25 protein-coding genes are annotated in these 25,827 nt (G+C 64.7%); 13 read left to right on the top strand and 12 right to left on the bottom strand.

The window, feature by feature from the left end:
• Nucleotides 1-36 precede the first annotated feature (36 nt).
• Nucleotides 37-3,147, bottom strand: a complete 3,111-nt coding sequence (locus XI03_RS33555) for an efflux RND transporter permease subunit (protein WP_271594615.1) — start codon at nt 3,145-3,147, stop codon at nt 37-39.
• Nucleotides 3,147-4,250: an efflux RND transporter periplasmic adaptor subunit gene (locus XI03_RS33550; RefSeq protein ID WP_271594496.1), complete on the bottom strand. Its 1,104-nt coding sequence runs from the start codon at nt 4,248-4,250 to the stop codon at nt 3,147-3,149. The genes XI03_RS33555 and XI03_RS33550 overlap by 1 nt, the downstream gene beginning before the upstream one ends.
• Nucleotides 4,251-4,442: 192 nt before the next feature.
• On the opposite strand from XI03_RS33550, the gene XI03_RS33545 reads away from it, so the two are divergent.
• The 3 genes from XI03_RS33545 (at nt 4,443) to XI03_RS33535 (ending at nt 6,373) form a co-directional block, all read left to right on the top strand.
• Complete coding sequence (locus tag XI03_RS33545; RefSeq protein WP_271594495.1) at nt 4,443-5,024, top strand: TetR/AcrR family transcriptional regulator; 582 nt, start codon at nt 4,443-4,445, stop codon at nt 5,022-5,024.
• Nucleotides 5,025-5,056: 32 nt separating this feature from the next.
• The gene (locus XI03_RS33540; protein ID WP_028142256.1) at nt 5,057-5,908 is read left to right on the top strand and encodes an alpha/beta fold hydrolase; all 852 of its coding nucleotides are present in this window, start codon (nt 5,057-5,059) and stop codon (nt 5,906-5,908) included.
• Between the two features lie 96 nt (nt 5,909-6,004).
• Entirely contained in the window at nt 6,005-6,373 is a 369-nt protein-coding gene (locus XI03_RS33535) for a rhodanese-like domain-containing protein (RefSeq protein WP_271594494.1), read from the top strand.
• A 74-nt stretch (nt 6,374-6,447) separates the two neighbouring features.
• Here the strand turns inward: XI03_RS33535 and XI03_RS33530 are convergent, their stop codons facing one another.
• On the bottom strand, nt 6,448-7,410 hold the full coding sequence (locus XI03_RS33530; RefSeq protein ID WP_271594493.1) for a helix-turn-helix domain-containing protein: 963 nt from the start codon (nt 7,408-7,410) through the stop codon (nt 6,448-6,450).
• 241 nt (nt 7,411-7,651) lie between these two features.
• On the opposite strand from XI03_RS33530, the gene XI03_RS33525 reads away from it, so the two are divergent.
• From XI03_RS33525 to XI03_RS33505, 5 genes are all read left to right on the top strand, one after another.
• Nucleotides 7,652-8,623: an ABC transporter permease gene (locus tag XI03_RS33525; RefSeq protein WP_271594492.1), complete on the top strand. Its 972-nt coding sequence runs from the start codon at nt 7,652-7,654 to the stop codon at nt 8,621-8,623.
• Nucleotides 8,624-8,663: 40 nt separating this feature from the next.
• Entirely contained in the window at nt 8,664-9,680 is a 1,017-nt protein-coding gene (locus XI03_RS33520) for a sugar ABC transporter substrate-binding protein (protein WP_028142252.1), read from the top strand.
• Nucleotides 9,681-9,758: 78 nt separating this feature from the next.
• Nucleotides 9,759-11,876, top strand: coding sequence for an ABC transporter permease (locus XI03_RS33515; protein ID WP_271594491.1), 2,118 nt, complete (start codon nt 9,759-9,761; stop codon nt 11,874-11,876).
• Entirely contained in the window at nt 11,873-12,967 is a 1,095-nt protein-coding gene (locus XI03_RS33510) for a hypothetical protein (protein WP_271594490.1), read from the top strand. The genes XI03_RS33515 and XI03_RS33510 overlap by 4 nt, the downstream gene beginning before the upstream one ends.
• Entirely contained in the window at nt 12,964-14,460 is a 1,497-nt protein-coding gene (locus tag XI03_RS33505) for a sugar ABC transporter ATP-binding protein (protein WP_038972041.1), read from the top strand. Before XI03_RS33510 ends, XI03_RS33505 begins: the two co-directional genes overlap by 4 nt.
• Before the next feature lie 44 nt (nt 14,461-14,504).
• Here the strand turns inward: XI03_RS33505 and XI03_RS33500 are convergent, their stop codons facing one another.
• Nucleotides 14,505-14,729, bottom strand: a complete 225-nt coding sequence (locus XI03_RS33500; RefSeq protein WP_240536433.1) for a hypothetical protein — start codon at nt 14,727-14,729, stop codon at nt 14,505-14,507.
• Between the two features lie 451 nt (nt 14,730-15,180).
• Here XI03_RS33500 and XI03_RS33495 point away from each other — a divergent pair, with 451 nt between their 5' ends.
• Nucleotides 15,181-15,456, top strand: coding sequence for a hypothetical protein (locus XI03_RS33495; protein ID WP_028142247.1), 276 nt, complete (start codon nt 15,181-15,183; stop codon nt 15,454-15,456).
• Nucleotides 15,457-15,468: 12 nt separating this feature from the next.
• Here XI03_RS33495 and XI03_RS33490 read toward each other — a convergent pair whose 3' ends face one another.
• Nucleotides 15,469-16,263, bottom strand: coding sequence for an adenylate/guanylate cyclase domain-containing protein (locus XI03_RS33490; RefSeq protein ID WP_271594489.1), 795 nt, complete (start codon nt 16,261-16,263; stop codon nt 15,469-15,471).
• A gap of 237 nt (nt 16,264-16,500) precedes the next feature.
• Here XI03_RS33490 and XI03_RS33485 point away from each other — a divergent pair, with 237 nt between their 5' ends.
• The gene (locus XI03_RS33485) at nt 16,501-16,680 is read left to right on the top strand and encodes a hypothetical protein (RefSeq protein WP_038949715.1); all 180 of its coding nucleotides are present in this window, start codon (nt 16,501-16,503) and stop codon (nt 16,678-16,680) included.
• A 147-nt stretch (nt 16,681-16,827) separates the two neighbouring features.
• On the opposite strand, the gene XI03_RS33480 is transcribed toward XI03_RS33485, so the two are convergent.
• The 7 genes from XI03_RS33480 to XI03_RS33450 all read right to left on the bottom strand — a co-directional run bounded on the left by XI03_RS33480 (nt 16,828) and on the right by XI03_RS33450 (nt 22,548).
• Nucleotides 16,828-18,021, bottom strand: a complete 1,194-nt coding sequence (locus XI03_RS33480; protein ID WP_271594488.1) for an adenylate/guanylate cyclase domain-containing protein — start codon at nt 18,019-18,021, stop codon at nt 16,828-16,830.
• Nucleotides 18,022-18,135: 114 nt separating this feature from the next.
• Complete coding sequence (locus XI03_RS33475) at nt 18,136-18,720, bottom strand: HutD/Ves family protein (protein WP_038949720.1); 585 nt, start codon at nt 18,718-18,720, stop codon at nt 18,136-18,138.
• Complete coding sequence (locus XI03_RS33470) at nt 18,695-19,543, bottom strand: alpha/beta fold hydrolase (RefSeq protein WP_271594487.1); 849 nt, start codon at nt 19,541-19,543, stop codon at nt 18,695-18,697. Before XI03_RS33470 ends, XI03_RS33475 begins: the two co-directional genes overlap by 26 nt.
• Before the next feature lie 104 nt (nt 19,544-19,647).
• The gene (locus XI03_RS33465) at nt 19,648-20,217 is read right to left on the bottom strand and encodes a DUF2087 domain-containing protein (RefSeq protein WP_028142242.1); all 570 of its coding nucleotides are present in this window, start codon (nt 20,215-20,217) and stop codon (nt 19,648-19,650) included.
• A 251-nt stretch (nt 20,218-20,468) separates the two neighbouring features.
• Entirely contained in the window at nt 20,469-21,314 is an 846-nt protein-coding gene (locus XI03_RS33460; protein WP_271594486.1) for an SDR family NAD(P)-dependent oxidoreductase, read from the bottom strand.
• 9 nt (nt 21,315-21,323) lie between these two features.
• Entirely contained in the window at nt 21,324-21,875 is a 552-nt protein-coding gene (locus XI03_RS33455) for a carboxymuconolactone decarboxylase family protein (protein WP_271594485.1), read from the bottom strand.
• Complete coding sequence (locus XI03_RS33450; RefSeq protein WP_271594484.1) at nt 21,853-22,548, bottom strand: TetR/AcrR family transcriptional regulator; 696 nt, start codon at nt 22,546-22,548, stop codon at nt 21,853-21,855. The genes XI03_RS33455 and XI03_RS33450 overlap by 23 nt, the downstream gene beginning before the upstream one ends.
• A gap of 167 nt (nt 22,549-22,715) precedes the next feature.
• Between XI03_RS33450 and XI03_RS33445 the strand changes: the two genes are divergently transcribed.
• The 3 genes from XI03_RS33445 to XI03_RS33435 are packed head-to-tail and all read left to right on the top strand — an operon-like array spanning nt 22,716 to nt 25,804.
• On the top strand, nt 22,716-23,927 hold the full coding sequence (locus XI03_RS33445; RefSeq protein ID WP_271594483.1) for an ABC transporter substrate-binding protein: 1,212 nt from the start codon (nt 22,716-22,718) through the stop codon (nt 23,925-23,927).
• 3 nt (nt 23,928-23,930) lie between these two features.
• On the top strand, nt 23,931-24,824 hold the full coding sequence (locus XI03_RS33440; RefSeq protein ID WP_271594482.1) for an MBL fold metallo-hydrolase: 894 nt from the start codon (nt 23,931-23,933) through the stop codon (nt 24,822-24,824).
• An 11-nt stretch (nt 24,825-24,835) separates the two neighbouring features.
• Nucleotides 24,836-25,804, top strand: coding sequence for a Bug family tripartite tricarboxylate transporter substrate binding protein (locus tag XI03_RS33435; protein ID WP_271594481.1), 969 nt, complete (start codon nt 24,836-24,838; stop codon nt 25,802-25,804).
• Nucleotides 25,805-25,827: the final 23 nt, after the last annotated feature.

Genomic DNA, 25,827 nt, shown 5'->3' with positions numbered 1-25,827 from the left:
GAAGGCTGCCGCGCGGCCGGCTGATCAGAGATAGCCCTACTCGGCAGCCATTGCTGTTCGCAACTCCGGTTTGTCCGTCGCGCTCACAGGGATCTCATCCGCAGTCGGCTTGATGCGGAACCAGGCGGCATACAGCGCAGGAAGGAAGAGCAGGATCAACACCGTGCCGACTGCCGTGCCGCCGATCAAGGTATAGGCCATCGATCCCCAGAAGACGGAGTGTGTGAGGGGGATGAACGCGAGTACGGCCGCAAGTGCGGTCAGGATCACGGGCCTCGTGCGTTGCACCGTGGCTTCGATGACGGCGTGGTAGTCGTCGAGGCCCGCCGCGCGGTTCTCCTTGATCTGTTCGGTCAGGATCAGGGTATTGCGCATCAGTATCCCGGCCAGTCCGATCAGTCCCAGAATCGCGTTGAATCCGAAGGGCTGGTTGAAGATCAGCAACGCAGGCACGACGCCGACGAGACCAAGCGGTGCGGTCAGCATGACGAGGGCCATCATCGAGAATGATCTGACCTGAAGCATGATGACGATCAGCGTTGCGGCGATCATGGCGGGAAAGACGGTCGCGAGCGCGTCATTGGCCTTCGTGGCCTCCTCGATCGAGCCGCCGGTCTCGATGCGATAGCCGGCCGGAAGCGATGCGATCAGCGGCTGGAGGGCTTTCACGATGTCCTTGGAGACCTCGGGAGGCTGCGTCGCCTCATTGATGTCCGAACGAATCGTGACGACCGGCGTGCGATCGCGGCGCTTCAGGATCGGCTCTTCGAGCTGGACTTCCGAATGGCCGATCTGGTCGAGCGGAATCAGACGGCCGTCTCGGCTCGTCAGTGAGAAGTCGGCCAACCGTGTCGGATCCAGCCGCTCACCGCCGGCGCTGCGCGCCACGATCGGGACATTGCGAATGTCCTCGCGGACCTGCGTGACGGCGATGCCAGTGAGGAGGAACTGGAGCTGCCGCCCGACTTCCGCCGGCGAGAGGCCGATGAGGTTCAGCCGATCCTGATCTGGAATGAAGCGGAGCACGGGTGTGCGATTGCCCCAATCCCGATTGGCTTGTCGCACGTCGGGAACGCCCCGCATGACCTCGACGGCTTTTTCAGAGAGCGCGTACAATTTCGCGGGATCGGGGCCCATCACCCGAAACTCCACCGGGAACGGCGTGTAGGGTCCGAAGACGAGCTGGGTGACGCGCACACGCGCTTCCCGGGCAAGGCCGTGTGATACCGCCTGCCGGAGCCGCTGCTTCAAAGCCTCGCGCGCCTCGGCGTCTGGCGTCAGCACGACGATCTTGGCAAAGGCCGGATCGGGGAGCTCCGGCGCCATCGCGAAGAAGAAGCGGGGCGCGCCCTGACCGACATAGCTGGTCACGATCTTCGCCTCGGGTTGATCATGCAGCCAGCGTTCGAGCTTCTCGACGGCGGCGGTCGTCGTCTCGATGCTGGTGCCTTCCGGCAGGCGAACCTCCACGAGAACCTCGGGGCGATCCGACGTCGGGAAAAACTGCTGCTTGACCGCGCTCATGCCGAGGCCGGACAGCGCGAAAGCGATCACGACGAGGCTGCAGGTCAGGAACTTGTGGCGCACGGCCAGGGTGATGACGCGCCGCAAGCGCCGGTAGTTCGGCGTGTCGTAGATCGCGTGGTGGCCGCCCTCGATAGGCTTGATCGCGGGCAGCATCTTGACACCAAGGTAAGGCGTGAAGATCACCGCGACGATCCAGGAGACGATGAGAGCGAACCCGCCGACCCAGAAGATGTTGCCGGCATATTCGCCGGCGGTCGAGCGCGCGAACCCCACCGGCAGGAACCCCGCGATCGTCACGAGTGTGCCCGAGAGCATCGGCGCCGCAGTGTGGCTCCATGCGTAGGCCGCCGCACTGAGGCGGTCCATCCCCTCTTCCATTTTCACCACCATCACCTCGATGGCGATGATGGCATCGTCCACGAGCAGGCCAAGCGCGAGGATGAGAGCACCGAGCGTGATGCGATCGAAGAATCGGCCCGTTTCCAGCATGATGAGAAACACGACGGCCAGCGTCAGAGGGACTGCGGCGGCCACGACGATTCCCACGCGCCAGCCGAGGCTGAGCAGGCTGACCAGCAGCACCACAGCGAGCGCCATTGCGAATTTGATCATGAACTCGTCGACCGCGGAGGTGATGTTCACGGCCTGATCGGTCACCTTGTCGAGCGTCATCCCGAGCGGCAGTGTCCGCGCCAGGGCTGCGGACCTCTCTTCCAACGCCTTGCCGAGCGCCAGACCGTTCCAGCCCTCCTGCATCACTGCCGCGAGCATGATCGTGGGCTCGCCCTGGTGCCGGATGATGTAGGTGGGAGGATCCTCGTAGCCGCGACGAACCTCGGCGATGTCGGACAGCTTCAAGGTTCGTCCCGCAGCGACGATCGGCGTGTCGGCGATCGCCTGCACGCTGTCGTAACCGCCGTCGACCCGGATGAAGACCTGTGGCCCGCTCGTGTCGATCGAACCTGCCGGGGTCACCGTATTCTGCCGCTGCAAGGCGGCAACGATATCCTGTGCCGACACGCCGAGCGTTGCCAGCTTGGGATAGGAAAACTCCACGAAGATCTGCTCGGGACGTTCGCCGAAGATATTGATCTTCTTGACGCCGGGCACATGCAGCAGGTCCTGGCGGATCACCTCCGCCTTCCTGGCGAGCTCACGCATCGGCATGCCCTTCGCCTTGAGGGCGTAGAGCGCGAAGCTCACGTCCGAATATTCATCGTTGACGAAGGGGCCGAGCACGCCGGCCGGCAGCTTGCGGGCTTCATCTCCGAGCTTCTTGCGAGCCTGATAAAACTCTTCCTGGACGCTCGATGGCGGCGTGCTGTCCTTCAGCGTCACCGTCATGTACGCATAACCCGGCCGCGTGGTCGTCTCGACCCGGTCGTACCAGGTCAGCTCCTGAATCCGCTTCTCCAGGGGTTCGGCGACCTGGTCCTGCATCTCGCGTGCCGTCGCACCGGGCCATACCGTCGTGACCGTCAGGGTCTTGATGGTGAAGGACGGATCCTCGGCCCGTCCGAGCATGAAGAAGGCGTAGGCGCCTGCTGCCGCCAGCAGAATGATAAAGAACAGGGTGACGGCCCGCTCGCGAACGGCGACCGCGGAGAGATTGAAGCTCATCATTTGCTCCCGCCGTCGGAGGCGGTCCTGACGCGAGCGCCCTCGTGCAGGAGGTGAGCGCCGAGCGAAACAATGGGATCAGCTGAGCTTGATCCAGAGATAATGGCCGCTTCGCTGGTCACGCGCAGAAGCTTGATGGGGCGAAAGTGTACGGTCGAGCTGCCGCTGTCGAACACCCAGACGCCCGTTGTCCTGCCGTCATCGAGCACGGCGCCCAGCGGCACCTGGACTTCCGGCTGACTGTCCTGGCTTGCGAGCCGAATGGTGACTGTCGCGCCGAGCGGTGCTGCCGCCGCCTCGCCGCCGAGCACGTAGCGGGCCTCGTAAGTCCGGGTCTGCGCGTCGGCAGAGTTCGACAATTGGCGCAGATGCGCCGCGTAACGGCGTCCATCGCTGCCATACAGGCTGGCCTCGGCGAGCGAGCCGATCGCCGGCCGGATCGTTTCGGGAAGCGCCACCACGGCTTCGCGAGGCCCGGACTGCGCAAGCCGAACGACCGTCTGGCCGGCCGAGACCACTTGGCCGGGCTCGCCAAGCGTTTGCGTGACCGTGCCGTCCGCGTCTGCCACCAGGATGGAATAGGTCGCCTGGTTCTCGGCGACCCCTGCCTCGGCTTCGGCCGCGGCGAGCTGCGCCTTGGCTGTATCCGAGGCGGCCTTCGCCTGCTCGTAGCGCTGTTTGGACGTCCATCCGTCGTTGACCAGGTTGGCATATCGCCGCTCATCGGCATCCGTCTGCACGACTACCGCGCGAGCCGCGGCTACGGCGTTACGCTTCGCCGCAAGCGCAAGGCGGAGGTCGGTCTCGTCGATCCGCATGAGAGGCTGCCCGGCTTTGACCTGCTCGCCGACATTCACCAGCCGCTCGACGATCTTGCCGGCGACGCGAAAGCCGAGATTGCTCTCCACCCGCGCGCCGATGGTGCCTGTGAACCCGCGCTCGGAGCCGTTCACCCGCGCGGCCGTCGCCAGGCTGACCATTGGCGGTTCCTGTCTCGGATCGCTCACGGCAGAGGCCTTTGGGGTGAAAATGCCGAGACTGACGAATGTGGCCACCCCCGCCGGGATCAAAATACCGGCCAAAACGGCAATTCCCCTCTTCATGACGGTCTCCTCTGGAATTTAGATTTCGTTTGAACTCTATATTGACTTAGCGCTCGATCGCAATCTAAATTTGCGTCCTGACGGAAACGTGATTTCAGGAAGCCACGACGCCGTTCGAGGGCAACTTGATAGATGTCGTTCGAAATCTATATTATGTATAGATTTCGACTGAAATCCAAATGGAGGAGCACGATGCGCGTCAGTCGCGTTCAAGCCGCGGAGAACCGCCAAACCGTGATCAATGTGGCAAGTCGCCTCTTCAGGGAGCGCGGCTTTGACGGCATTGGCCTCAAGGATCTGATGGAGGGGGCCGGGCTCACCCAGGGCGCCTTCTACAAGCAGTTCGCGTCCAAGGAGGACTTGGCGGTCGAGGCATCCAAGCGCGCGTTGGAGAGCGCTTCCGGCCGATGGTCGGACGCGGCCGCGCGCAATCCTGACGATCCGCTCAGCGCAGTGATCGGATTCTATCTCAGTGCAGATCATCGCGAAGAGAGAATGGACGGCTGTCCGATCGTGGCCCTCGGCGCGGACGCCGCCCGGCAGGGTCCCGACGTCAAGGCCGAGTTCGAAGCGGGCATCAAGGCCCATCTCGACGTGCTCGGCCGCTTCATCGCCAAGGACGGCGACCAGGGGTCCAGAGACAAGGCCATGGCCATTCTCGCGACGATGGTCGGCGCCGTGACGCTGGCGCGCGCGGTCAACGACACCGACCTCGCACGAGCCCTTCTGGATGCCGCAGCCGCGCTGGTCCGTGAAGCCGCCGCCGCCGCTTGAACGACCGCCCCCTCGAAACTTGGAGAGATCGGATGCTTGACGTGAGCGAAGCCGGGCCGAGTTTGCTCAAATTATCGGAGAGGCTCAGTGTGCGTTTTCACAAGACCGGCAGCGGGCCTCCGCTACTCCTCGTCCATACGATCCGGACGCAGCTCGAGTATTTCCGCAGCCTCGCGCCTCTCCTCGCCCGGTCGCACACGGTGTACGCCATCGATCTGCCCGGCCACGGACACTCACCGATCGATCCGGGCGCGAGCTTCAACGAGCCCTATTTCAGGCAGGCGGTCATCCGCTTCATCGAGGCGCTAGACCTCTCGGATATAACGCTCGTCGGCGAGTCGATCGGGGGCGCATTGGTCCTCACGGTGGCGGCCTCCCTCCCACACCGCGTAAAGCGGGTCTATGCAATCAACCCCTACGACTACGAAACTCGCTATGGGGACGGAATTCGACGGGGCAATTGGCTCGCGAACTTCATTATCGGAAGTCTGCAGATCCCGGTGCTCGGGGCGATCAACGCGTCGCTCGAAAACAAGATCGTTCTCGGCAAGATCATGGGTGGTGGATACCACGACCCGCGCAAGCTGCCGGCCGATCTGCTCGCCGAGTTCGACAAGGTGGCCCACCGCCCGGGATACAAGCGGGCCGCACGCAAGGTGTTGGCGGGCTGGCGATCCTGGAGCACGGCCCGCGACTACTATCGGCAGATCTCGGCGCCGGTGACGCTCATCTATGGCGACAGCGATTGGTCTCGGCCCGACGAGCGCGAGCGCACACGGTCTCTCATTCCCAACTCGCAGGTGGTGACGCTCAGGAATACCGGCCACTTCTCGGCTGTCGAGAATCCGTCGGAGCTGGCTCGGGCGATATTGGCCGCGGAATGAGTGCATGATCAAGCAGAGCATGCTCCTCCGACAGAAGGAGGCGAAGTGCGGCCAATATGCTATCCTCCCCGCGAGGCCACCAACGGAGACAACCCAATGCCAACCAGCGTCAAGCAAATGCTCGAGGCCGCCAACGCCGCAGTCCCCAAGATCACGTCGGACGAGGCCGCCGAGATGATCAGAAGCGGCAACACGCTGGTCGTCGACGTGCGCGATGCGCCCGAGGTGGCGGCCAGTGGCAAGATCGCAGGGGCCGTGAATGTCTCGCGGGGGATGCTGGAGTTTCGCGCGGATCCGGAGCTGCCTTCCCACGACAAGGCGTTCGACAAGGGCAAGAGCGTCATTCTCTACTGCGCGTCCGGCGGCCGGTCGGCGCTGGCCGGCAAGTTGCTGAAGGATTTGGGCTACGAGAAGGTCTACAACCTCGGCGGCTTCAAGGACTGGACGGGCGCCGTCGAGAAATAGGACGCGCGGGCCGGTCTGCAGGGGCTCGTTGCCGCCGAACGTCATCGCCGGCGGCTCGGCGCGCGATCCCCGCTCTAGTCGATCGACGTCATCTGCCGCCGGCGCAGCTCGGACGGGCTGTGGCCGAACTTCCGGCGAAACACCGTGCTGAAGTGCGACGAGCTGCTGAAGCCGAGGCGATAGGCGATCTCGGTCACCGACAGCGCGCGCAGCTCCGGGCGCATCAGCGCGTCGTAGCAACGCTGCAGGCGGCGGTTCAGGATCCATTCGGACACCGACATCTCGGTCGAACGAAACAGGTAATGCAGATGCCGGAGCGAGACGCCGTTGTTCCTGGCAATCTTCTCCAGCGACAGATCCGGATCGGTCAGATGCTCCTCGATCCAGCCCTTGACCGAGCGCAGGCGCGCGTTCCGCGCCGTCGCGTCTTCCGAGAACTCGTCCTTGTCGCCGATGTCCAGCGCGAGCGCCAGCACGTCCATCAGCTCATGACCAAGCCGGGTTCGCGCCGTCTCCTCCAGGCTCGAGGCCTCCGATGCCAGCAGCGCGCAGAATTCGGCGGCGATCCGGCCCAGACCCCGCCCCGTCGCAATTGTCGCCGCCGACGGCATCTTTCCTTCGGCGAAGCGCGATGAAAATTCCTTGCGCGGGATCTCCAGATACAACGACCGGAATTGGTTCGAGCATTCGAGATCGTAGGCGTCGGAGGCCGAGAAGATCGCACCAACGCCCGGGCTGGTCACCAGGGTCTGGCCGGCCTGGAGCACGTCCATGCTGCCCTGTTGCAGAAACTGGACGTAGTAACAATCCTTGTCGAGCTTTGCGATGTGCCGGTCGCGCCGCGATATCCGCTGCTCCGACAGGAAGACGTCGCTCATCGTGACCGAGCCAAATTGCGCCTCGCGGATAAAGCCCTGGTAGTCGGCCGGCTTCACCGCGTTCACGTCGACATGAACATAGTGGTCGCAGATCGCATCTTGCCAGGCTGCGAAGCGCTTGGCGGGGTCTAGCTCCTCGGTCGTAAACACGAGATCCATGGTGGCCCGTTGCAGCGAGGTCTGGCTGTGCAGCGCACAAAAGCTGCCGGCCGATCTTAGGTTTCTGTCAGCTTCGCGCAAGACTCTTTGCGCGCCAACGCAAAAGGTTTGCGCGTTCAAGCAAGCCGCCTTGAGGCTCCTCGCTTATCAAGCGCAAAACAAATCTTGGGACGGGGGGAGGCAAGCGCGCGCCGAGACGGCGATCCCGCACGCGCGATGCCGATCCCAGGGATGGCAAGCGATGAAGCGCGTTCGGATCAGCCAACAGGAGATCGTGTTTGCGGTCTTCGCCGCACTTTTCCTGACCTTCTCGGTCTTCCTCAGCGGCTTTCTCTCCGCAGACAACATGCTGACATTGCTGCAGAACGTGGCGGTGCTCGGCATCCTTGGCCTCGCCATGGCAATCGTCGTGATCGGCCGCGGCATCGACCTGTCGCTGATCGCCGCACTCGCGGTCCCCGGCGGCCTCGTGCTGCAGATGGTGCAGAATGGGCATTCGCTGCCGGCCTCGCTGCTCGCCGCCGGCCTGCTGTCGATCGCGATCGGGCTCGTCAACGGCTGGCTCATCGCCTATGCGGAAGTGCCGCCCTTGTTCGCGACGCTGGCGACCGGCCTGTTCGTCGCTGGTCTCGGCCAGGCCGCCCTCTTCCAGCTCGACGTCGTGCAATGGAGCGACGGCATGGCCGGGTTCGAGCGGCTCGGCCAGGGCAGCATCCTCGGCATCCCCACCTCGATCGTCATGTTCGCGATCGCCTGCGTCGTGGTTTTCATCCTGCTGCGCAAGACGCGCTGGGGCGCCTACATCTACGCGATCGGCGACAACCCGTTCGCCGCGCGCGTGACCGGCATCCCGTCGCGGCCCATCATCGTGCTGCAATACGTCCTTGCGGCGCTGATCGGCTGCTTTGCCGGCCTCGTGCTGGCGGCGTCCGTCAACTCCATGCCGACCCGGATCTTCAATTCGACGCTGATCTACGACGTCATCCTCGTCGTCGTGCTCGGCGGCATCGGCCTGTCGGGCGGGCGCGGCGGGGTCGTCAACGTCATCATCGGCACGCTCCTGATCGGGACGATGCTGAACGGAATGACGATCCTCAACATCCCCTATGCGGGCCAGAACCTCATCAAGGGCCTCGTGCTTCTGATCGCGGTGATCACGGACACGCTGCTCAATCCACGAAACGAAGAAACGGCCCAACAGGGCGACATCTGATCTGCCTGAAAAAAACGCGTATCCAACAAGGAGGAAGACAATGGCCTGCGTTCATAAATTCGCGCTTGGAAGCATCGCCGCATTGGCGCTTTCAGCCGGCGCCGCTCCGGCCCTTGCCCAGCAGGGCCTCGACGAGCCGTTTCAAAAGCCATTCCGGGAAGCGCTCGCCGGCAAGACGGTCGCCTACGTGCCGGTGGCGATGAACTTCGACCTGACGGAAGGCTGGTACGCCGGCCTCAAGAAGGAGCTTGAGCCGTTCGGCGTCAAGTTCGTGATTCGCGATCCCAACTGGAATACGAACGCCGGCGCGCAAGCCGTCACCTCGCTGATCTCGGAGAAGCCGGCGGTGATGGTGATCCACAATCCCGACGTCCAGACCTACGCCAAGCTGCTGCAGCGTGCCGAGAACGAAGGCATCTACGTCATCCAGATCAACATGGGCTCGGCCTATCGCAGCTCGGCCTTCGTCGGTGCCAACTGGATCGAGATCGGCGAGCGCCAGACCGAAGGCGTCGTGAAGGCCTGCCAGGGCAAATCGAACAAGATCGCCATCATCCAGGGCGCGCTCTCGGCGGCGGCCAGCGCCTACACGCTCAAGGGCGTCGAGAACATCCTCGCCAAGCATCCCGAGATCAAGGTCGTCTCCAGCCAGGCCGCCGATTGGGATGCCGCCAAGGCCAAGGCGATCACCCAGACGGTGCTGAAGCAGAATCCCGATCTCTGCGGCATCGTCGGCTTCTGGGACGGCATGGACATCGGCACCGCCGCCGCGATCAAGGAAGCCGGCCTGACCGGCAAGGTGTTCCTGGCGACCTCGGGCGGCGGCGAGCGCAAGGGCGCGTGCGAACTGGTGAAGAACGGCTCGTTCGATCTCAACATGAGCTACGACGTGCCGACGCAGGCCGCGCAGATGGCCGGCACGATCAAATGGCTGTTGTCGTCGGGCGCCAAGCCGGGTTCGGTCAAGGGCTCCGAATACACGACGCTGATCCCGATCACGAAAGAAAACGCCGACACCCAGACGGCGTGCTGGAATCTCTCCGATCTCAAGAAGTGATCGCACACTAAAGCTGCGCGTTCCGTCGCTCCCGGGTGCGGAACGCGCAACCTTGCTCATGGAATCAGCGGAAGGCAGATGCGCGAGACACTGACGAGGCTCCGATATCGCTACTGGCCGGACCATCTCCTCGGCGAGATCCTGTCCAAACGCTGGACCGAAACCGCCATCCCGGTGATCCTGCTGCTGATCGTCGGCTTCGCGCTCAGCCGCTCGCTCGAGCATTTCCTGTCCCCATCGAGCCTCGCCGACACGGCGCGGCAGGCCGGCGAAATCGGCTTCATCGGTCTCGGCATGGCGCTGGTCGTCATCGTCGGCGGCATTGATCTCTCGGTCGGCTCGATCTTCGCCCTGACGGATTTCTGCGCGCTCTACCTGCTCGACGTGCTCAACTGGCCGGTCCCCGCCGTGGTGGTCGTCACCATGATCGTCGGCGGGCTGCTCGGCGCCGTCAACGGCGTGCTGATCGGCTATCTCAGGCTGCGCGCCTTCATCACCACGCTGATCACGCTGATCATCTATCGCTCGGCCTACGATCTGCTGATCCAGCGCTGTTCCAACGCCATCGCGTCGGCTTTCCCGGACATTCCGTCCTGGGATTTCATCGGCGGCGGCAGCGTTTTCGGCATTCCCAGCGTCGCGCTGGTCTACATCGTCATCGCGATCTTCGGCCACGTCTTCCTGACGCGGCTGCGGCCGGGCTGGCACATCACCGCGATCGGCGGCTCGCGGCGCTCGGCCTACAATTCCGGCATTCCGGTCCGCCGCACAATCGCGCTCTGCTACGTCGCGAGCGGCGTGCTGACCAGCATCGGCGCGCTGTTCTTCGCGGCCCGGCTCGGCACGGTCGGCGGCGATATCGGCGTCGGCCTCGAGGTGATCGTGCTGACGGCAACCGTGCTCGGCGGCATCACGCTCGGCGGCGGCAAGGGGTCGGTCGTCAAATCGATGGTCGGCGTGCTCGTCGTCCTGCTCGTCACCAACGGCCTGACCGCCATGAATGCGCGCGGCGGCGTCAACCGCATGGCGCTGGCGACGATCCTGCTGGCGGCGGCGATGGTCGACATCCGTTGGCAGAAGAATCGCACCCGCATCATCAGCAAGGTCTATGTCGCCCCGACCTATCACGCGCTGCCGCCACCGCCGCCGACCGAGATCGGCAGCGGTGGGCCGTTCGAGCAGAACGACAAGCTGCGTGACGTCTCGCTGATCGGGCTCGGCCGGATCGAGGCGCCAGAGGACGTCATTCTCGACCGCAACGACGTGCTCTACGCGGGATCGCGGCACGGCGACATCATCCGCTTCTTTCCGCCCGACTACGAGCGGATGGAGGTGTTCGCGCATATCGGCGGCCAACCGCTCGGCATGGCGTTCGACAAAGAGGACAACCTCTATGTCTGCATCGGCGGCATGGGCCTGTATCGCATCAAGCCGGACGGCACCGTGGAGAAAGCCACCGACGAGACCAACCGCAGCATCTACTCCGTGAACGACGACAGCCGTCTCCGGCTTGCCGATGATCTCGACATCACAGACGACGGGTTGATCTTCTTCTCCGAAGCCACCGTCCGCTACGAGATGGACGAATGGCCAGTCGACGGGCTGGAAGCGCGCGGCAACGGCCGCATCATCTGCTACGACACCAAGACCGGCACCACCCACACCGCGCTACGCGGCCTCAAATTCCCGAACGGTGTCGCGGTCGCCAGCGACGGGCAATCCATCCTGTTCGCGGAGACGTTCGGCTGCTCGATCAAGCGCTATTGGTTCGCAGGTCCCAAGAAGGGCGATGTCGAGATTGTCATGGACAATCTGCCGGGCTATCCCGACAACATCAACCTTGCCTCGGACGGCAATTACTGGCTGGCGCTGGTCGGCATGCGCAGTCCGTCACTGGATCTCGCCTGGAAGATGCCGGGCTTCCGCCGGCGCATGGCCAAGCGCGTCCCGGTCGACGAATGGCTGTTTCCGAACATCAACACCGGCTGCGTCGTCAAGTTCAACGAGCAGGGCAAGATCCTGGAATCGTTCTGGGACCTCAAGGGCCTCAACCACCCCATGATCACCTCGATGCGGGAGCATCGCGGCTATCTCTATCTCGGCGGCATCGCCAACAACCGGATCGGCCGCTTCAAGCTCGACAATGCCGATCCCGACTTCGTTCAGTACGACAAGCGCTGGGGGAAGCCGTCGTGATCGTCGCTATCAGAGAATTCGCCAATCGCTTCCTCGGCCGTGGCGAGGCGGCTATCACCGTGCCGTCGTTCGACGGGGCGTTGAAGCCCAACCAGGCGCTCGAGCAGGCGGAGATCCTGCTCGAATGCGACGCGCCGGAGGATCTCGCCCCGGACGGCACCTCGCTGCTCATCGCCGATGGCGCGCGGCTGACGCGTTTGACCGGAAACTCTACAACGACGGTTCGCACCTTCGAGCGGCCGATCTCCGCGCTGGCGTCCTTGCCCGGTGGTGGCCTTGCCGTCGCGCTCGGCGGCATGGAGGTCCGGCTCTACGACAACGCCACGGCCGAGACACCCAGGGCCGCCTTTACGCAGGGGCTGCACGCCGTCAATGCGCTGGCGCCCGCGGCCGACGGGACGTTGATCGCAACCGATGGATCGTCGTTGCACGATGTCGGCGACTGGGCGCGCGATCTGATGGAGCTCGGCAGGACCGGCCGGCTGCTGCGGCTCGATCCGAAGACGGGCGCGATCAGCGAGCTTGCCGGCGGATTGGGCTACGCTTTCGGCGCCATCACAAGCAACGGCGCCGTACTCGTCAGCGAAAGCTGGCGGCATCGCCTGGTCTCGATCGCACCGGACGGAAGCTGCAAGGATCTGCTGCGGCACCTCCCCGTCTACCCATCCCGGCTTTCTCCAGCGAGCGGCGGCGGCTTCTGGCTCACCGCGTTCACGGCGCGCACCCAACTGGTCGAGTTCGTGCTGCGCGAGCCCGCCTATCGCCGCCGCATGATCGCGGAGATCGACCCGGAGTTCTGGGTGGCGCCGCGTCTGCGCTCGGGCCACTCCTTCAAGGAGCCGCTGCAGGGCGCCCACATCAAGACCATGGGCGTGATGAAGCCCTGGGCGCCGCCGCGGTCGTATGGTCTCGTCATCCGGCTCGGAGCCGACGGCTTTCCACGCTACTCGCTCCACAGCCGGGCCGACGGCGTCAACCACGGCATCGTGTCCGCCGTCGAAGTCGGCAACGACCTCGTGATGATTGCCAAGGGCCCCGGGCGCGTCATCAAGCTGCCGCTGGCATCCCTCGGCGAGGAGGCCCGCGCATGAACGACCTCGTCCTGTCGCTGTCGAAGGCGACCAAGCTCTACGCCGGCGTGCCCGCCATCGACGGCGTCGATTTCGAGCTTCGGCGCGGCGAAATCCACGCCCTCGTCGGCGAAAACGGCGCGGGAAAATCGACGCTGACCAAGGTCATGGCCGGCGTCGTGACGCTGACGTCCGGCGGCATGATTGTCGACGGCGTCGACGTCACTCCGAGGACTCCGCTGGAGGCGCGCAACCTCGGCATCGCCATGGTGTTCCAGGAGAACAGCCTGGTGCCGACGATGACGGTGGCGCAGAACCTGTTTCTCGGTCAGGAGAAGTTCTACAATCGCCTGCGCGGCATCTACATCGCGGCCCAGCAATTCCTGCAATCGCTCAACTTCGACGTGACGCCCACCGCGACGGTCGGCGGATTAGGAGCGGCCAAGAAGCAGATGGTCGAGATCGCACGTGCGGTCCTGCACAAGGCCAAGGTGATCATCTTCGACGAGCCGACAGCGACGCTAACGCCGGAGGAGAAGAAGTACTTCTTCGACCTGGTCAAGGACCTGAAGAAGCGCGGGGTCTCCATCATCTTCATCTCGCACGCCCTCGAAGAGGCGCTGCTGCTCGCCGACCGCATCACGGTGCTGCGCGACGGCAGGCATGTCGTGACCGACGACGCCTCCCGCTTCGACCGGGCGCGCATCGTCCAGGCGATGGTGGGGCGGGATCTCTCCAACACGCTCTATGGCGCGCGCAAGGCGACGGTCCGCGCCTCGGGCAAGCGGGTGCTGACGGTGCAGAACCTGAAGATGGCGCCGATGGTGAAGAATAATTCGCTGTCGGTGTTTGCAGGCCAGATCACCGGCGTCTTCGGTCTTGTCGGCGCGGGACGCACCGAGACGTTCAAGATCGTCGCAGGCATCATGAAGCGCGACTTCTTCCACGGCGGCGAGGTGATCCTCGAGGACAAGCCGGTACGCTACCGCGTCCCCGCGCCGGCGGTGCAGGCCGGCATCGCCTACGTGACGGAAGACCGTAAGGTCGAAGGATTTTTCGAGACCGCATCCATTGCGCGCAACATCTATCTCGGCCTGCTCGCCAAGTTTCCCAAGGGACGCGCCTGGCTGTCACGACGCGAAAGCACGGCGACCGGAAAGTCCTGGATCGAACGGCTCAAGGTGCGCGCCATCGGCGACGAGGCCAAGGTCGTCGAATTGTCCGGCGGCAACCAGCAGAAGGTCGTGATCGCCAAATCGCTGATTCAGGATCCGGACCTGATCATATTCGACGAACCGACGCGGGGCGTCGATGTCGGAGCCATCGTCGAGATTCACGAGCTGATCAATTCGCTGGCCGACAAGGGCAAGGCGGTGGTCGTGATCTCCTCCTACCTGCCCGAGATCATGGCGCTGTCGGACCGCATCCTGGTTTGCAGGCAAGGCAAGGTCGTCGAGGAGTTTTCCGCGCTGGAGGCGACCGAGGAATCCATCATGTACGCGGCGATCCATTGACGGTTGCCCTTCCGCCACGTCGCTGCACGATCAACGCGGACGGATCAGGCGGAACGCGACATCGAGGCGGGCTGCGCGCTTCGCTCGCCCAGCAGCTTGCCGGTGGTGCTGTTGACGAAGTGCAGCGACATGCAGGCCGGGCACCTCACGGACACATAGCTGTCCGCCGGCTCGGAACTCTCGGGCCGCTCGTCATCGATCCGATGCTGGACGTTTATGCCGGTGCGCGGGCACCTGAAGAGAATCTGGCGCTGCATGTCGTTATTCATGCGCCCGAACCGCGGCCGGCGAAATTGCGGATGATTCCTTAGGGGGCCTCCCTGTGTTTGAGATGGGTCAATGCAAAGGGCATGCTCACGCCTATGCTTTGCATGACATCGGCCGCGCTCCTGCTCCGGTGCCGAACGAAGCGGAGCCCGGACTCCTAGGCACTCCGGGCACCGCTTCGCAAGACGGGGACTGACCGACCGCGACCAGGAGCCGGCTCCGGACGAGCGGCTTCGCCGACGGGTTCGATGGAACCAGGGCAAAAGCCGCGGGTTGCAAAAGCCGCGGGTTGAATGCAGCCCTGGACGAACACGCGATCGGCCTCGGTGCTTCCAAGGAAGCCGGGGCGGATTGACGTCGCCCTTGTCGCCTGACCGGACCGACACGGCCGTACGGTACCCCCGCCGCCGGAAACAGGCCACCATCGGGACCGCCACGATCAGGAGAGCAGCCATGATATCCGCCAACGTCGACGATCTGACCGCAGTGGTACGCTACGCGCTCGAAACCACCCGTGCGACCACGGTCTGCCCTTTCCACGATGAGGTGATCGTTCGCGTCGGCGACGACGCCGCCGAGAGCCACGCCTACGAACGCGCCAAGCGAATCCTCAGGAGCGACGGCACGGCCTTCGAGGCAGACGCTCTCAGGGAAGAGATCGGCCACCAACTCGCCGCCGCCGCGGACGGACGATGCCCCAAATGCGACCGGACCGATCCGAACAGATAGGCCTCAATCCCTTCAATCCTCCACCCGAAACAGCCGCCACCGCTCCGGCACGCCCTTGAGCTGATGCACGCCGTGATCCCTGAAGCGGATCTCCGACTGCGCCATCAGGTCCTTGACCGCGCTCGAGACCAGGACTTCGCCGGCGCGCGCTTTGGCGGCGACGCGCGTGCCGATGTGAAACGCGAGACCGACCATCTCGCCCCCGCTCACACTGTACTCGCCCGCATGCAGCCCGACCCTGATGTCGAGCCCCAGCGTGCGCACGGCCTTTTTAATCGCGGTCGCGCAGCGGACGCCGGAAGCCGGCGCCTTGAATGTCGCCAGCACGCCGTCGCCGGTCGTCACCACTTCCTTGCCACGCGTACTCTTCAGCTCCTTGCGCACGGCCGCGTAATAGTGGCCCATGACCTTGGTCCAACGCGCATCACCGAGCTTTGCCGCCTTTTCGGTGGAGCGGACGATATCGACGATCAGGATGGTGGCGAGTGCCTGCTTGAGTTCCGCGCTCCGCTCGGCGGATCGGCGCCGGAGCGCGATCGGTCCGGCCAGCGGCTCGTAGCGGTGGCTGCGGCGCCGGGCGATGGCGGCTTTGGCGTAGTCCTGGGCGCGCTGCGTCGTGCCGCAGCGAACTGTCTTCTCCTGCGGCAATCGCGTCCAGTAGACCCTTCGTCCATCACCGGCGCCCTGCACCTCAACGGCACCCCACTTCAGGAACACCGCCGAGCCGACGCGCCGAACGCACCACGCCTTCGACGTGTAGCCGGATACGTTGGACTGCAGGACTCCGATGCGAAGGAATTTGGGCATGAACGTGCGGCCGATTTGAAGGACCGTTTGGGCGTCTTCGGGGCGGAAGCCTATTCGTACAATCCTGCATCGGCAATAGGGGCTTCCCAAGACTGTCGGCGGCACCTGACACCGGGATCGTGCTGACAGTGCCCAAACGCGAGCCGCCCGTCCATTCGTCGGTCGAGAGTTTTCACTCGTCCAAGCAACGATCAGCCTTCAGACGTGTTCTTCCGACATCAGACACGGTGAGGCGCCATGAGCAAGGATGACGGACTGAAGCCTGACGACTTCCCGATCGAGGCCGACAAGGACAAGCTCAGGACACGCAAGGGCGAGCCCGTCGCCTCGGCGGAGTCGGAGCAGATTGCGGACCAGATCGCCGAACGTCTGAACGAGCACGCGCACCAGCAAGAGCAGGATCGTTGGTCCGCGTAGGCGTTACGGGGGTGCCACCCCAGGGCCTGGGCCTGCACCGGGTCTCACAGTTCCGGCGAATGGCGGCCTCGGCTCGACCTCCGCCCCCCTGGACGAACCGCAAATAGATGCCGCCGCTGGGAATTCGTCCCGGGCGAGGCAGTCGCCCTACCCGTGATACGCGAACAGCTCGATCGGATCGCTGAAGCCGCGCACCTCGTGCTTGCCGACGTGCTCCAGCTCGAACTTCCGCTCCACCAGCTCCGCAAAGTCGCGTGACAGCAGCACCGTTCGACCGAGCTGCTTGGTAAGGGCTTCGAGGCGGGAGGCCATGTTGACGGCGGGACCGATCACCGTGAAGTCGAGCCGGCTGGTCGAGCCGATATTGCCGTACATGACATCGCCGACATGGACGCCAATACCGTAATTCAACGGCGCGCGGCTGGTCGCATTGTTCCGCTCGTTCAGCGCGGTCATGGCCTGACGAGCCTCGGTCACGGCGTGGAGCAGGTTCGCGCAGGCATCGGGCTCTTGAAGCGGGAAGATGGCGAGCAGGCCGTCGCCGATGAACTTCAGGATCTCGCCGCCGTGCCGCGCGATCGGCTCGGACATCGCGTCGAAATAATCGTTGAGCAGATCGATGACGTCGTCGCGCGGCCAATTGTCGGAGATCTTGGTGAAATCCCTGAGGTCACAGATCATGATCGCGGCGCGCACCGTCGTGCCGCTGCCGCGCCTGGTGGCGCCGGCGAGGATCAGCTGGCCGGCATGGGAGCCGACATAGGTCTCCAGCAGCGTGCGCGCCAGCCGGTTCTTGATGCGGATCTCACTGACCAGCGCCAGCACCGGCAGGAGCTTCTTGAGCGCGGCGATATGCGAATCCTCGAAGCCGCCCGGACGGTCGGTCGCGAAGGTGATGAGATGCCGCTTGCCGAGCGTGTGGTAGAGCGGCCAGGCCACATAGTCGGTCAGGCCCTTTTCGCGCATCTCGTCGTACAGGGCGTGCTTGCGGCCGAGCGAGGGATCGCGTTCGAGATTCTCGCGCACCTCGCTCGCGCCGTCCTGCATTTCATTGGCGGGGCTGCCGATGAATTCCGACCGCTCCCGGACGTCATAATCCACCCGCGCGATCTCCGCCTCGCGCATGCCGTCGGACCACATGAACCGGGCGCCAAGCCATTGCGGATGGTGGATCAGGACATGGAGCGTCGACCGCTTCAGCGGAATGCCCGCCTGCTGCAGACGGATGCACATGTCGGCGAAGATATTGTCGATGAAGCGCTCATCGCGCGTGCCGTTGGTCAGCCAGTCGACGACACCGTCGGCCTGCGTGGCGGGGGCGTGATTGTCTTGCGCGGTCATATCCTGCCCTTCACGGCGGTCTGCATCAGGGCAGATATCGTGCCCCGGCTCCGCCGCGTCAACCTAGCCAGTTGCATGGATTGTGCGCATCGGGCTGTCGGGGCTGTCGCCCCCTTAACCTACGATCCGGATCGACCCCAGCACCACCGGACCCGAAACGAGCGCGAGCCTCGATGTCTCGGTCAATTCGATCCTGAGCGTGCCGTTGCCGGGGATGGCAAGATCCTCTCCATCGAGGCGAATGCGGCAATCGCCGTGCGGCGCGTAAACCAGATGCGTGCCGGCATGCAACGGTCGATCGCCGGCTTCCCTGAGCGCTTCGAGCTCGATCTCCACCGCACCGCGCCGCGCCATCAGGTTAACGACCTCGACCGGCCCGGCCTGAAGCTCCGTCACGATCTCGAGCTCGCCGGTGAACCGCACGGTCGTAAAAGGTTCACGCTCGTCGAATTCCTGGCCGGGGGCCTTGAGCACCAGCCCGCGCCCACTAACCACCATCTGCAAGCGGTCGATGCCCGGCATATGGGAGAAGGGACCGGGCGCCACGATCGGCGTGCTCGCAAAGCGCCAGAGCAGACTGCTCCAATCCTTCACCCCAGCGTCAGCGCGATGTGCGTCCGCGATATCGGTGAAGATGCCGCCGCCGTTCTTCCAGGGCGAGCGGGTGTAGTCTTCAGGTCTGAGCAATGTCGTCTTCATGGGGATCCTCGATGCGATGAGGGTGCAGGGAAGCGCGTTCGTGTGCGTCCAGGAACGGCTCGGCCTCCTTGCGCACCACGTCCAGGTGCGTGAACAGCGCCACGTGGCCGCCGTCGGGGAGCGCCAGCAGCTTTGCCTGCGGGATCGCCCGGCAGACGTTCTCGGCATGCGAGAACGGCACGACATTGTCGGCGCGGCCGTGAACGATGAGCGCGGGTGTCGAGATCGATCCCTCGGGCAACTCCCCCAGCGCGGCAAACTGCGCGATGTCGTTGACGGTACCCGGAAGCCGGGCGTGCAGATGCTCGAACACCGTCGACTGCAAGGCGCGGAACAGCGGCCCTGCCTCCGGATGTCGCAAGGTCCGTTCGCGCATGGCGTCATCGGGAATCGCGCGGCGCGCGGCAGCCTGCGGATTCCGTTCACTTCGCCACTTCAGGATGCGGGGCAATCCGGGAAGACGCGCAAGGTGGCGCATCATGCGCAGGCGCGCGGTGATCTCCGGCGGCGTTTGCAGTTTCCCCGTGCAGGCCGATACCAGCACGAGCGAGCGGCAGCGCGAGGGATGCCGTGCGGCGAATTGCAGTGCGGAGGGACCGCCGGCGGAGACCGCGACGACCGCCACGGTCGAAATCCCGAGCGCATCGAGCAGCGCGCCATAGACGTCAGCCTGTTCGTCGGGCGACGCGCCAAGCTCGAGGCGCGTGCCGAGATAGCCCGGGCGGGACACGGCCACCACCCGCTTGTCCCTGAGCGTCGCGGCGAGGGCGCGCGCCAGCAGCCACGACTGGTCGTGGCCGCCCATGCCGCCATGGATGGCCATGATAGCGGGCCCCTCACCCGCGATTGCGCATTGGACTGTCCCGCGGGAGGTCCGCACCGAGACCGGAGCGGGCCCGGCGAGCGGCAATGCGTCCGGATTTGCGATCATGTCGCGGCTTCCGGTCGTCCGGATGCGCTGGCCTTGAGGTGGCGCAGAAGCGCTGCCGCCTCCGTCGGCGGCCGACGCTCGATCCTGCGATACGCGCGTCCGTCGGCCGTGCGGGAGACCAGGCCGTGATCGCACAGCGCGCGGCGGAGCAAGGCATCATCGGCGAAAGCGTGCTGACGGCTCAACAACGTCTTCACTTGCGCCTCGGCCAGACTGCACCGCGGCGGGAAGCCGGCCCACAACACCCAGAGGCTCAACTGCTGCAGGCTGTGGCGGGCCGGCCAGCGAAGCAGCCTGCCGTGGTCGTCGAAATGGCGCGCGGCGCGCTGCACGCGCTTCAGATCGACCGCATCGACTTGTGGTGCCGGCGTGCCGCGATCGTCCACGGCGGTGCCGACCGCACGCGCGCGGAAATGCTGATAGTTCCTGTGCCCCGTCGCACGTGCAAGAATGTTGAGGAGCTCGACGTGACCGGGCGGCGACGTACGCTCCAGAAGCTGGGCGCGCAGGGATTTCGCGAGCGCGGAAATGTCGCCCGCAACGAATTCAATGGGGGTTCTGGTCATGACCAATCCTCGATGTGCCGTTCCACAGATGGATTGTCGGAGGTCACCGGCTTACGACGCGGCACGAGGTTTGGTGTCGATTCGATTGAGCCTTGCAGATTTAGCTTCCCTCGCGGGACGGTGACGCCTGGGTGAACTGCAGACCCGGCCGAACCCTTACTATAGACGCCCGGCAAGCTCAAGAGCCCCGCCCACCGGATGGGGCGCGGGTGCACGTGGTGCGCAGCGCAATCCGGACTACGTATCCGCTCTCACATTCCGCTCAGGCCGCTATCGACCGCGAGCGTCTGCGCGGTGACATAGACGCTTTCGTCCGACAGGAAGAACAGCACCGCATAGGCGATCTCCCACGCCGTGGCCTGGCGGCCGAACGGGACGTGGCCCTTGCCGCGATTGGGACGGCCGGCGCCGGCTTCGCGGCCGTTCGGGGTGTCGACGAGGCCGGGATAGACGACGTTGGCGCGGACGCCACGGCGCGAGCCGAGATGAGCGATGTTGCGCATGAGGCCGCCGAGTGCGGCTTTCGATGAATCATACACCGCCATCTGCGATCCCGCCTTCAGCGCGGCGATCGAGGAGATGAAGACGACCGAGCCGCCATCGTCGAATTTCGGCAGCGCGGCGCGGCAGCACAGCATGGGACCGCGGACGTTGACGTCGTAGATCCTGTTCCACTCCTCGGGGCTGACGTTATCGAGGCCGGTCTTGCCGAAGGTGCCGATGTTCAGCACCATGCCGTCAAGGCCGCCCATCGCACGGTGGGCTTCCTCGATCATGCGCTGGACGTCAGCCTCGGACGTCACGTCGGCCGCGATGGCAAAGGCCTCGCCGCCTTCATCAGTGATGTGCTTGACGGTCTGCTGAGCCGAGGCATGGTTGAGGTCAGCCACTGCAACCTTCGCGCCCTCCCGCGCGCATAAAATGCTCATGGCGCGGCCGTTGCCGATCGGATCGGTGGCGGCATCGAACACGCGCTGGCCGCCGCCGACGATCAGGATGCGGCGGCCCTTTAGCCGTCCCCTGCCCGGCGCCTCACCGAGCGATTCCGCGCTCGGCGGACGAACATAGCGCTCCGGCTTGCTGTCGGTTTCCGTCATCGCGATCGCCTACTTCTTGCCGCCGTCATAGACCGTCATGCCGGCTGCGGGATCGAGATCGGTTTCGGTCGCCTCGGTCAGGCGCGCCATCATCATGTAGAAGCCGAGCGCGACGATGGATTCCACGATCTCCTGGTCGCTGAAATGCTTGCGGGCAGCAGCAAAGGTCGCCTCGGGCACGCGGACGTTCTCGACCACCTCGCGCCCGAAGTTCAGCAGCGCGCGTTCGGCCTCGCTCAAGGCAGCCGCGCCGTAGTCGGAACGTTCGACCGCGTCGACCTGCGCTTGCGTGCAGCCGACGCCGAGCGCGATCGGAACATGCTGACGCCACTCATAGGCGCCGCCCTCTAACTGGGCAGCTTGAAGGATCAGGAGCTCGCGGTTGACCGCGCTGAGCTTCTGCTTGTGCAGGATCGAATTGCCGAGCCGCATCGCCGGGATCATGTTGGCCTCGGCATGGGCCATCATGCGAAAGATATTGAGTTTGACCGGCATGCGGTCGAACGAGGCGCGGATATCGCCGCTCGTGGTCTCCGGATCAATCAGGGGCAGCCTTGCCACGCGTTTCTCCCTTAGGCTTTCGTTTCTTGTCGGTGTCCTCGCCTGCCGCGATCAGCGACAGGAAGAAGGCGAGATAGCGGTCGATCGCCTCGATCACCTTCTGCCGCGGCGAGGGCGCGGCGCCCATCACGTAGTGCTCGAGGCGGATGTAGATCAGGCCGGCCGCGAACAGCCGCGCGGTCTCGCGCGGGTCCGGCGACTTGACCAGGCCGGCGAGCGCAAAGCCGCGGAAATAATCCGTCATCATGCTCTGCTCGCGCGCATAGAAATGATCGGCGAACTTGGCGCGGATGCCGGGTACGCGGTTACGCTCGGCGGTGATGACCTTCTGAAACTGGTGCTCGCGCGGATCGGACCATTGCTCGACGAGGTCGAGCGCAAACTGGCGGCAGAACGCGGCGGGCTGGCGCGCGAGCTGCTTGTAGCGCGGCTCCTCCAGCCGGCTCGCCGAGCTTGCCGGACCGTGCTCGCTGACGATCGCCTCCAGGATCGCCGCCTTGCCGGAGAAATGATTGTAGAGGCTGCTCTCGCGGATGCCGACGCGGCGCGCGAGCTCCCGCATCGAGGCGCCGCCATAGCCGCTCTGCGCGAACAGGTCGAGCGCTTCGGTGAGGATGCGCTCACGGGTCGTGGGCGCAGCCGCTTCCGTCGCGCTTGTGGTGTGGAGAGCCATGCGACTTGACTAACGAACGATCGTTCGCTAGTCAACCGTACGAACGATCGTTCGTCTCGCCCACTCTGGCGGCAACGCTCGCGGCCCGCAAGCCTGCTTCGGGCGCTGTTCTCGCGTTTCAACTCCGCTCGATCGAGAGGCGGAGAGCAATTTTTGGGAGACGACCCATGGCGCGCTTCGCCCGCCCTCGCCTCACTGCGGCCTGCATCCTGTTGCCGCTGCTCGCGGCCAGTATCGCCTCAGCCCAAACCGCAAAATACGATCCCGGCGCCGACGACAAGACCATCAAGATCGGCACCACCGCGCCGCTGAGCGGCCCGGTCTCGGCCTTCGCGCAGATTGCGAAATCGGCCGAAGCCTATTTCCGGAAAGTGAACGACGACGGCGGCGTCAACGGACGTCGCATCCAGATGATCATCGCCGACGATGCCTATAGCCCGCCCAAGACGGTGGAGCAGACCCGGCGCCTGGTCGAGAGCGAGGAGGTGCTGCTGATCTTCGGCGGCGTCGGCACGCCGACCAACAGCGCCGTGCACAAATATCTCAACGACCGCAAGGTGCCGCAGCTCTTTTTGGGCTCGGGCGCGGCGAAGTGGGACGATCCCAAGAATTTCCCGTGGACCGTCGGCTGGCAGCCGACCTATCGCGACGAAGCGATCGCCTATGCAAAATACATCAAGGCGAGCCGCGCCAATGCGAAGATCGGTGTGCTCTACCAGAACGACGATCTCGGCAAGGATTACCTGAAGGCGCTGGAGGAAGGCCTCGGCAGCGGCGAAGCGATCGTCGCGCGCGCGGCCTATGAGACCTCGGCCCCGACCGTCGACACCCAGATTTTGCAGTTGAAGACCGCGGGTGCCGATGTCGTGCTGGTCGCGGCGACGCCGAAGTTCGCGGCTCAGGCGATCCGCAAGATTGGCGAGATCGGCTGGAAGCCGACGACCATCATCTCCAACGTTTCGGCCTCGATCAGCGGCGTGCTGGAGCCGGCCGGCAAGGACAATTCCACCGGTGTCATCTCCAGCCAATATCTGAAGGACGCAACCGATCCCGCCAACAAGGATGACCCCGGCTACAAGGAATGGCTGGCGTTCATGGACAAGTACATGCCTGATACCAACAAGAGCGACTGGCTCAACGTCTACGGCTACACCATCGCGCAGACGCTGGTGACGGTGCTGAAGGCCTCCGGCAACGACCTCACCCGTGCCAATGTGATGAAGCAGGCGACCACGATGAAGGACGTGAAGCTGCCGATGCTGATCAACGGCACCGCGGTGAGCAACTCGCCCGAGCGCTTTACGCCGATGACGAGCCTCCAGCTGATCCGTTTCGACGGCACGCGCTGGGTGCCGTTCGGCGATCTCCTGAAGAACTGACCGATGCGGCAGGTGACGATCGGCAGCATGCGGGTCGATCTCGTCAGCGAGATCCCTTCGCTTGCCTTCGACAAGAGCTGGCTGTTCGCCAACGTCACCGACGAGGTGATCGCGGAAAACCGGAGCTGGCTCGATCACCGCTACATCGAGCCGGAGACCGGCCGCTTCATCCTCAGCCACCACTCCTATCTCGTGCGCACGCCGCGCTGGACCGCCATCGTCGACACCTGCTGCGGCAACCACAAGAGGCGGCCGCGCGTGCCGGCGTGGAACAACCTCGACCAGCCTTATCTCGAGAACTTGCAGGCGCTGGGCGTTACGCCCGAACAGGTCGACTTCGTGATGTGCACGCATCTGCATGTCGATCATGTCGGCTGGAACACGCGGCTGATCGACGGTCGTTGGGTGCCGACCTTCCCCAATGCGCGCTATCTGATGGGCCGCGCCGAATATCGCCACTTCGAGGCCGCGCACAATGCGGCGCCGAGGAGCCCGGTGAACCACGGCTCGTTCGAGGATTCCGTGCTGCCGGTGGTGGCGGCCGGCCTTGCCGAGTTCGTCGAGACCGATCATCACCTGTTTAGCGATCGCGACGCTGCCTTGCGCTTTGCGCCGGCACCTGGGCACACCGCCGGCAACATGCAGATCCACCTCACCGGCGGCCACGATCACGCGGTGATGTCGGGCGACGTCATTCATCATCCGATCCAGTGCGCTGCGCCGTGGCTATCGAACGCTGCCGACGTCGATCCGGCCGCGGCGCTCGCAACGCGCATGGCGCTGCTGGAAGAGCTCGCGGATACCCCGAGCTATCTCCTCACCGGCCATTTTCCGGCCCCGACCGCGGGACACGTGGTTCGGCACGGCGACGCCTACAGATTTCGTTTCGAAGATTAGGGAATGCCATCATGATGCTGCGCACCGTCACGCTTTCGTTTCTCGCATTGCTGTCGGCGGCACTGCCGTCACACGCCGAAGAACCCGCCGCCTATCCCACGCACAAGATCAAGATGCTGCTCCCCTACGCGGCCGGCGGCGGCGGTGACGTGGTCGGCCGGCTGCTCGCCGACAAGATGGGCAAGACGCTGGGGCAGAGCATCTATATCGAGAACCACACCGGTGCGGCCGGCACGCTCGGCACGCAGATGGTCGCGACATCGCCAAACGACGGCTACACCATCACCGTCGGCGGCATGACCACGCATGTGCTGGCCCCCGCGATCTATCCAAAACTGCCCTACGATCCGATCAAGGATTTCACGACCATCGGCCGCGTCGGCACCTCCTCGATCATGCTGGTTGCGACCAAGAATTTTGCCGCCCACGACATCAAGGGCCTGGTCGCTCTGGCCAGGAAGGGCGAGCCGATCCAGTACGGCAGTTGGGGCGTCGGCTCGACCGGCCAATTCTGCGCGGAGATCCTGATGCAGCAGACCGGTATCAAGATGGACCACGTGCCGTTCAACGGCATCGCAAAACTCGCCGGCGACCTGCTCGGGGGACACATTTCGCTGGCCACACTCGACGTGGCCACCGCAACGCCGTTGGTGAAAGATGGTTCGATCAAGGCGCTGGCCGCCTGCGGCGAGCGCTCGCCGAGCCTGCCCGATGTCGCCAGCTACGGGGAGCAGGGCGTGCCGTTCGATCGTAGCCTGTCCTGGGCGATGTATGCGCCGGCGGGCCTCGCTCCGCCGATCGCACAGAAGCTCTCGGGGGCCCTGAAGGACGGGCTCGATGACGAGGTGGTGAAGCAGAAGCTGCTGGCACTCGGCATCACCCCGCAATTCCTCCCCGGCGACGAGCAGCGCGATCTCAACGCGCGCGACATCGCGGCCTGGAAGCAGGTTGCCAAGGACGCCGGCATTGAGGTCAAGTGAGCAGGAACGTGGCGGGCAGCTCG

The organism is Bradyrhizobium sp. CCBAU 65884, assembly GCF_028128835.1.
Taxonomy (GTDB): Bacteria; Pseudomonadota; Alphaproteobacteria; order Rhizobiales; family Xanthobacteraceae; genus Bradyrhizobium; species Bradyrhizobium ottawaense.
The sequence above is the reverse complement of the archived record's forward strand: the minus strand, read 5'-3'. Positions and strand labels throughout refer to the sequence as shown.

Coding starts and splice junctions, on each gene's coding strand:
- XI03_RS33555 (WP_271594615.1), bottom strand. CDS start 3,147: ATGAGCTTCAATCTCTCCGCGGTCGCCGTTCGCGAGCGGGCCGTCACC.
- XI03_RS33550 (WP_271594496.1), bottom strand. CDS start 4,250: ATGAAGAGGGGAATTGCCGTTTTGGCCGGTATTTTGATCCCGGCGGGG.
- XI03_RS33545 (WP_271594495.1), top strand. CDS start 4,443: ATGCGCGTCAGTCGCGTTCAAGCCGCGGAGAACCGCCAAACCGTGATC.
- XI03_RS33540 (WP_028142256.1), top strand. CDS start 5,057: ATGCTTGACGTGAGCGAAGCCGGGCCGAGTTTGCTCAAATTATCGGAG.
- XI03_RS33535 (WP_271594494.1), top strand. CDS start 6,005: ATGCCAACCAGCGTCAAGCAAATGCTCGAGGCCGCCAACGCCGCAGTC.
- XI03_RS33530 (WP_271594493.1), bottom strand. CDS start 7,410: ATGGATCTCGTGTTTACGACCGAGGAGCTAGACCCCGCCAAGCGCTTC.
- XI03_RS33525 (WP_271594492.1), top strand. CDS start 7,652: ATGAAGCGCGTTCGGATCAGCCAACAGGAGATCGTGTTTGCGGTCTTC.
- XI03_RS33520 (WP_028142252.1), top strand. CDS start 8,664: ATGGCCTGCGTTCATAAATTCGCGCTTGGAAGCATCGCCGCATTGGCG.
- XI03_RS33515 (WP_271594491.1), top strand. CDS start 9,759: ATGCGCGAGACACTGACGAGGCTCCGATATCGCTACTGGCCGGACCAT.
- XI03_RS33505 (WP_038972041.1), top strand. CDS start 12,964: ATGAACGACCTCGTCCTGTCGCTGTCGAAGGCGACCAAGCTCTACGCC.
- XI03_RS33500 (WP_240536433.1), bottom strand. CDS start 14,729: ATGAATAACGACATGCAGCGCCAGATTCTCTTCAGGTGCCCGCGCACC.
- XI03_RS33495 (WP_028142247.1), top strand. CDS start 15,181: ATGATATCCGCCAACGTCGACGATCTGACCGCAGTGGTACGCTACGCG.
- XI03_RS33490 (WP_271594489.1), bottom strand. CDS start 16,263: ATGCCCAAATTCCTTCGCATCGGAGTCCTGCAGTCCAACGTATCCGGC.
- XI03_RS33485 (WP_038949715.1), top strand. CDS start 16,501: ATGAGCAAGGATGACGGACTGAAGCCTGACGACTTCCCGATCGAGGCC.
- XI03_RS33480 (WP_271594488.1), bottom strand. CDS start 18,021: ATGACCGCGCAAGACAATCACGCCCCCGCCACGCAGGCCGACGGTGTC.
- XI03_RS33475 (WP_038949720.1), bottom strand. CDS start 18,720: ATGAAGACGACATTGCTCAGACCTGAAGACTACACCCGCTCGCCCTGG.
- XI03_RS33470 (WP_271594487.1), bottom strand. CDS start 19,543: ATGGCCATCCATGGCGGCATGGGCGGCCACGACCAGTCGTGGCTGCTG.
- XI03_RS33465 (WP_028142242.1), bottom strand. CDS start 20,217: ATGACCAGAACCCCCATTGAATTCGTTGCGGGCGACATTTCCGCGCTC.
- XI03_RS33460 (WP_271594486.1), bottom strand. CDS start 21,314: ATGACGGAAACCGACAGCAAGCCGGAGCGCTATGTTCGTCCGCCGAGC.
- XI03_RS33450 (WP_271594484.1), bottom strand. CDS start 22,548: ATGGCTCTCCACACCACAAGCGCGACGGAAGCGGCTGCGCCCACGACC.
- XI03_RS33445 (WP_271594483.1), top strand. CDS start 22,716: ATGGCGCGCTTCGCCCGCCCTCGCCTCACTGCGGCCTGCATCCTGTTG.
- XI03_RS33440 (WP_271594482.1), top strand. CDS start 23,931: ATGCGGCAGGTGACGATCGGCAGCATGCGGGTCGATCTCGTCAGCGAG.
- XI03_RS33435 (WP_271594481.1), top strand. CDS start 24,836: ATGATGCTGCGCACCGTCACGCTTTCGTTTCTCGCATTGCTGTCGGCG.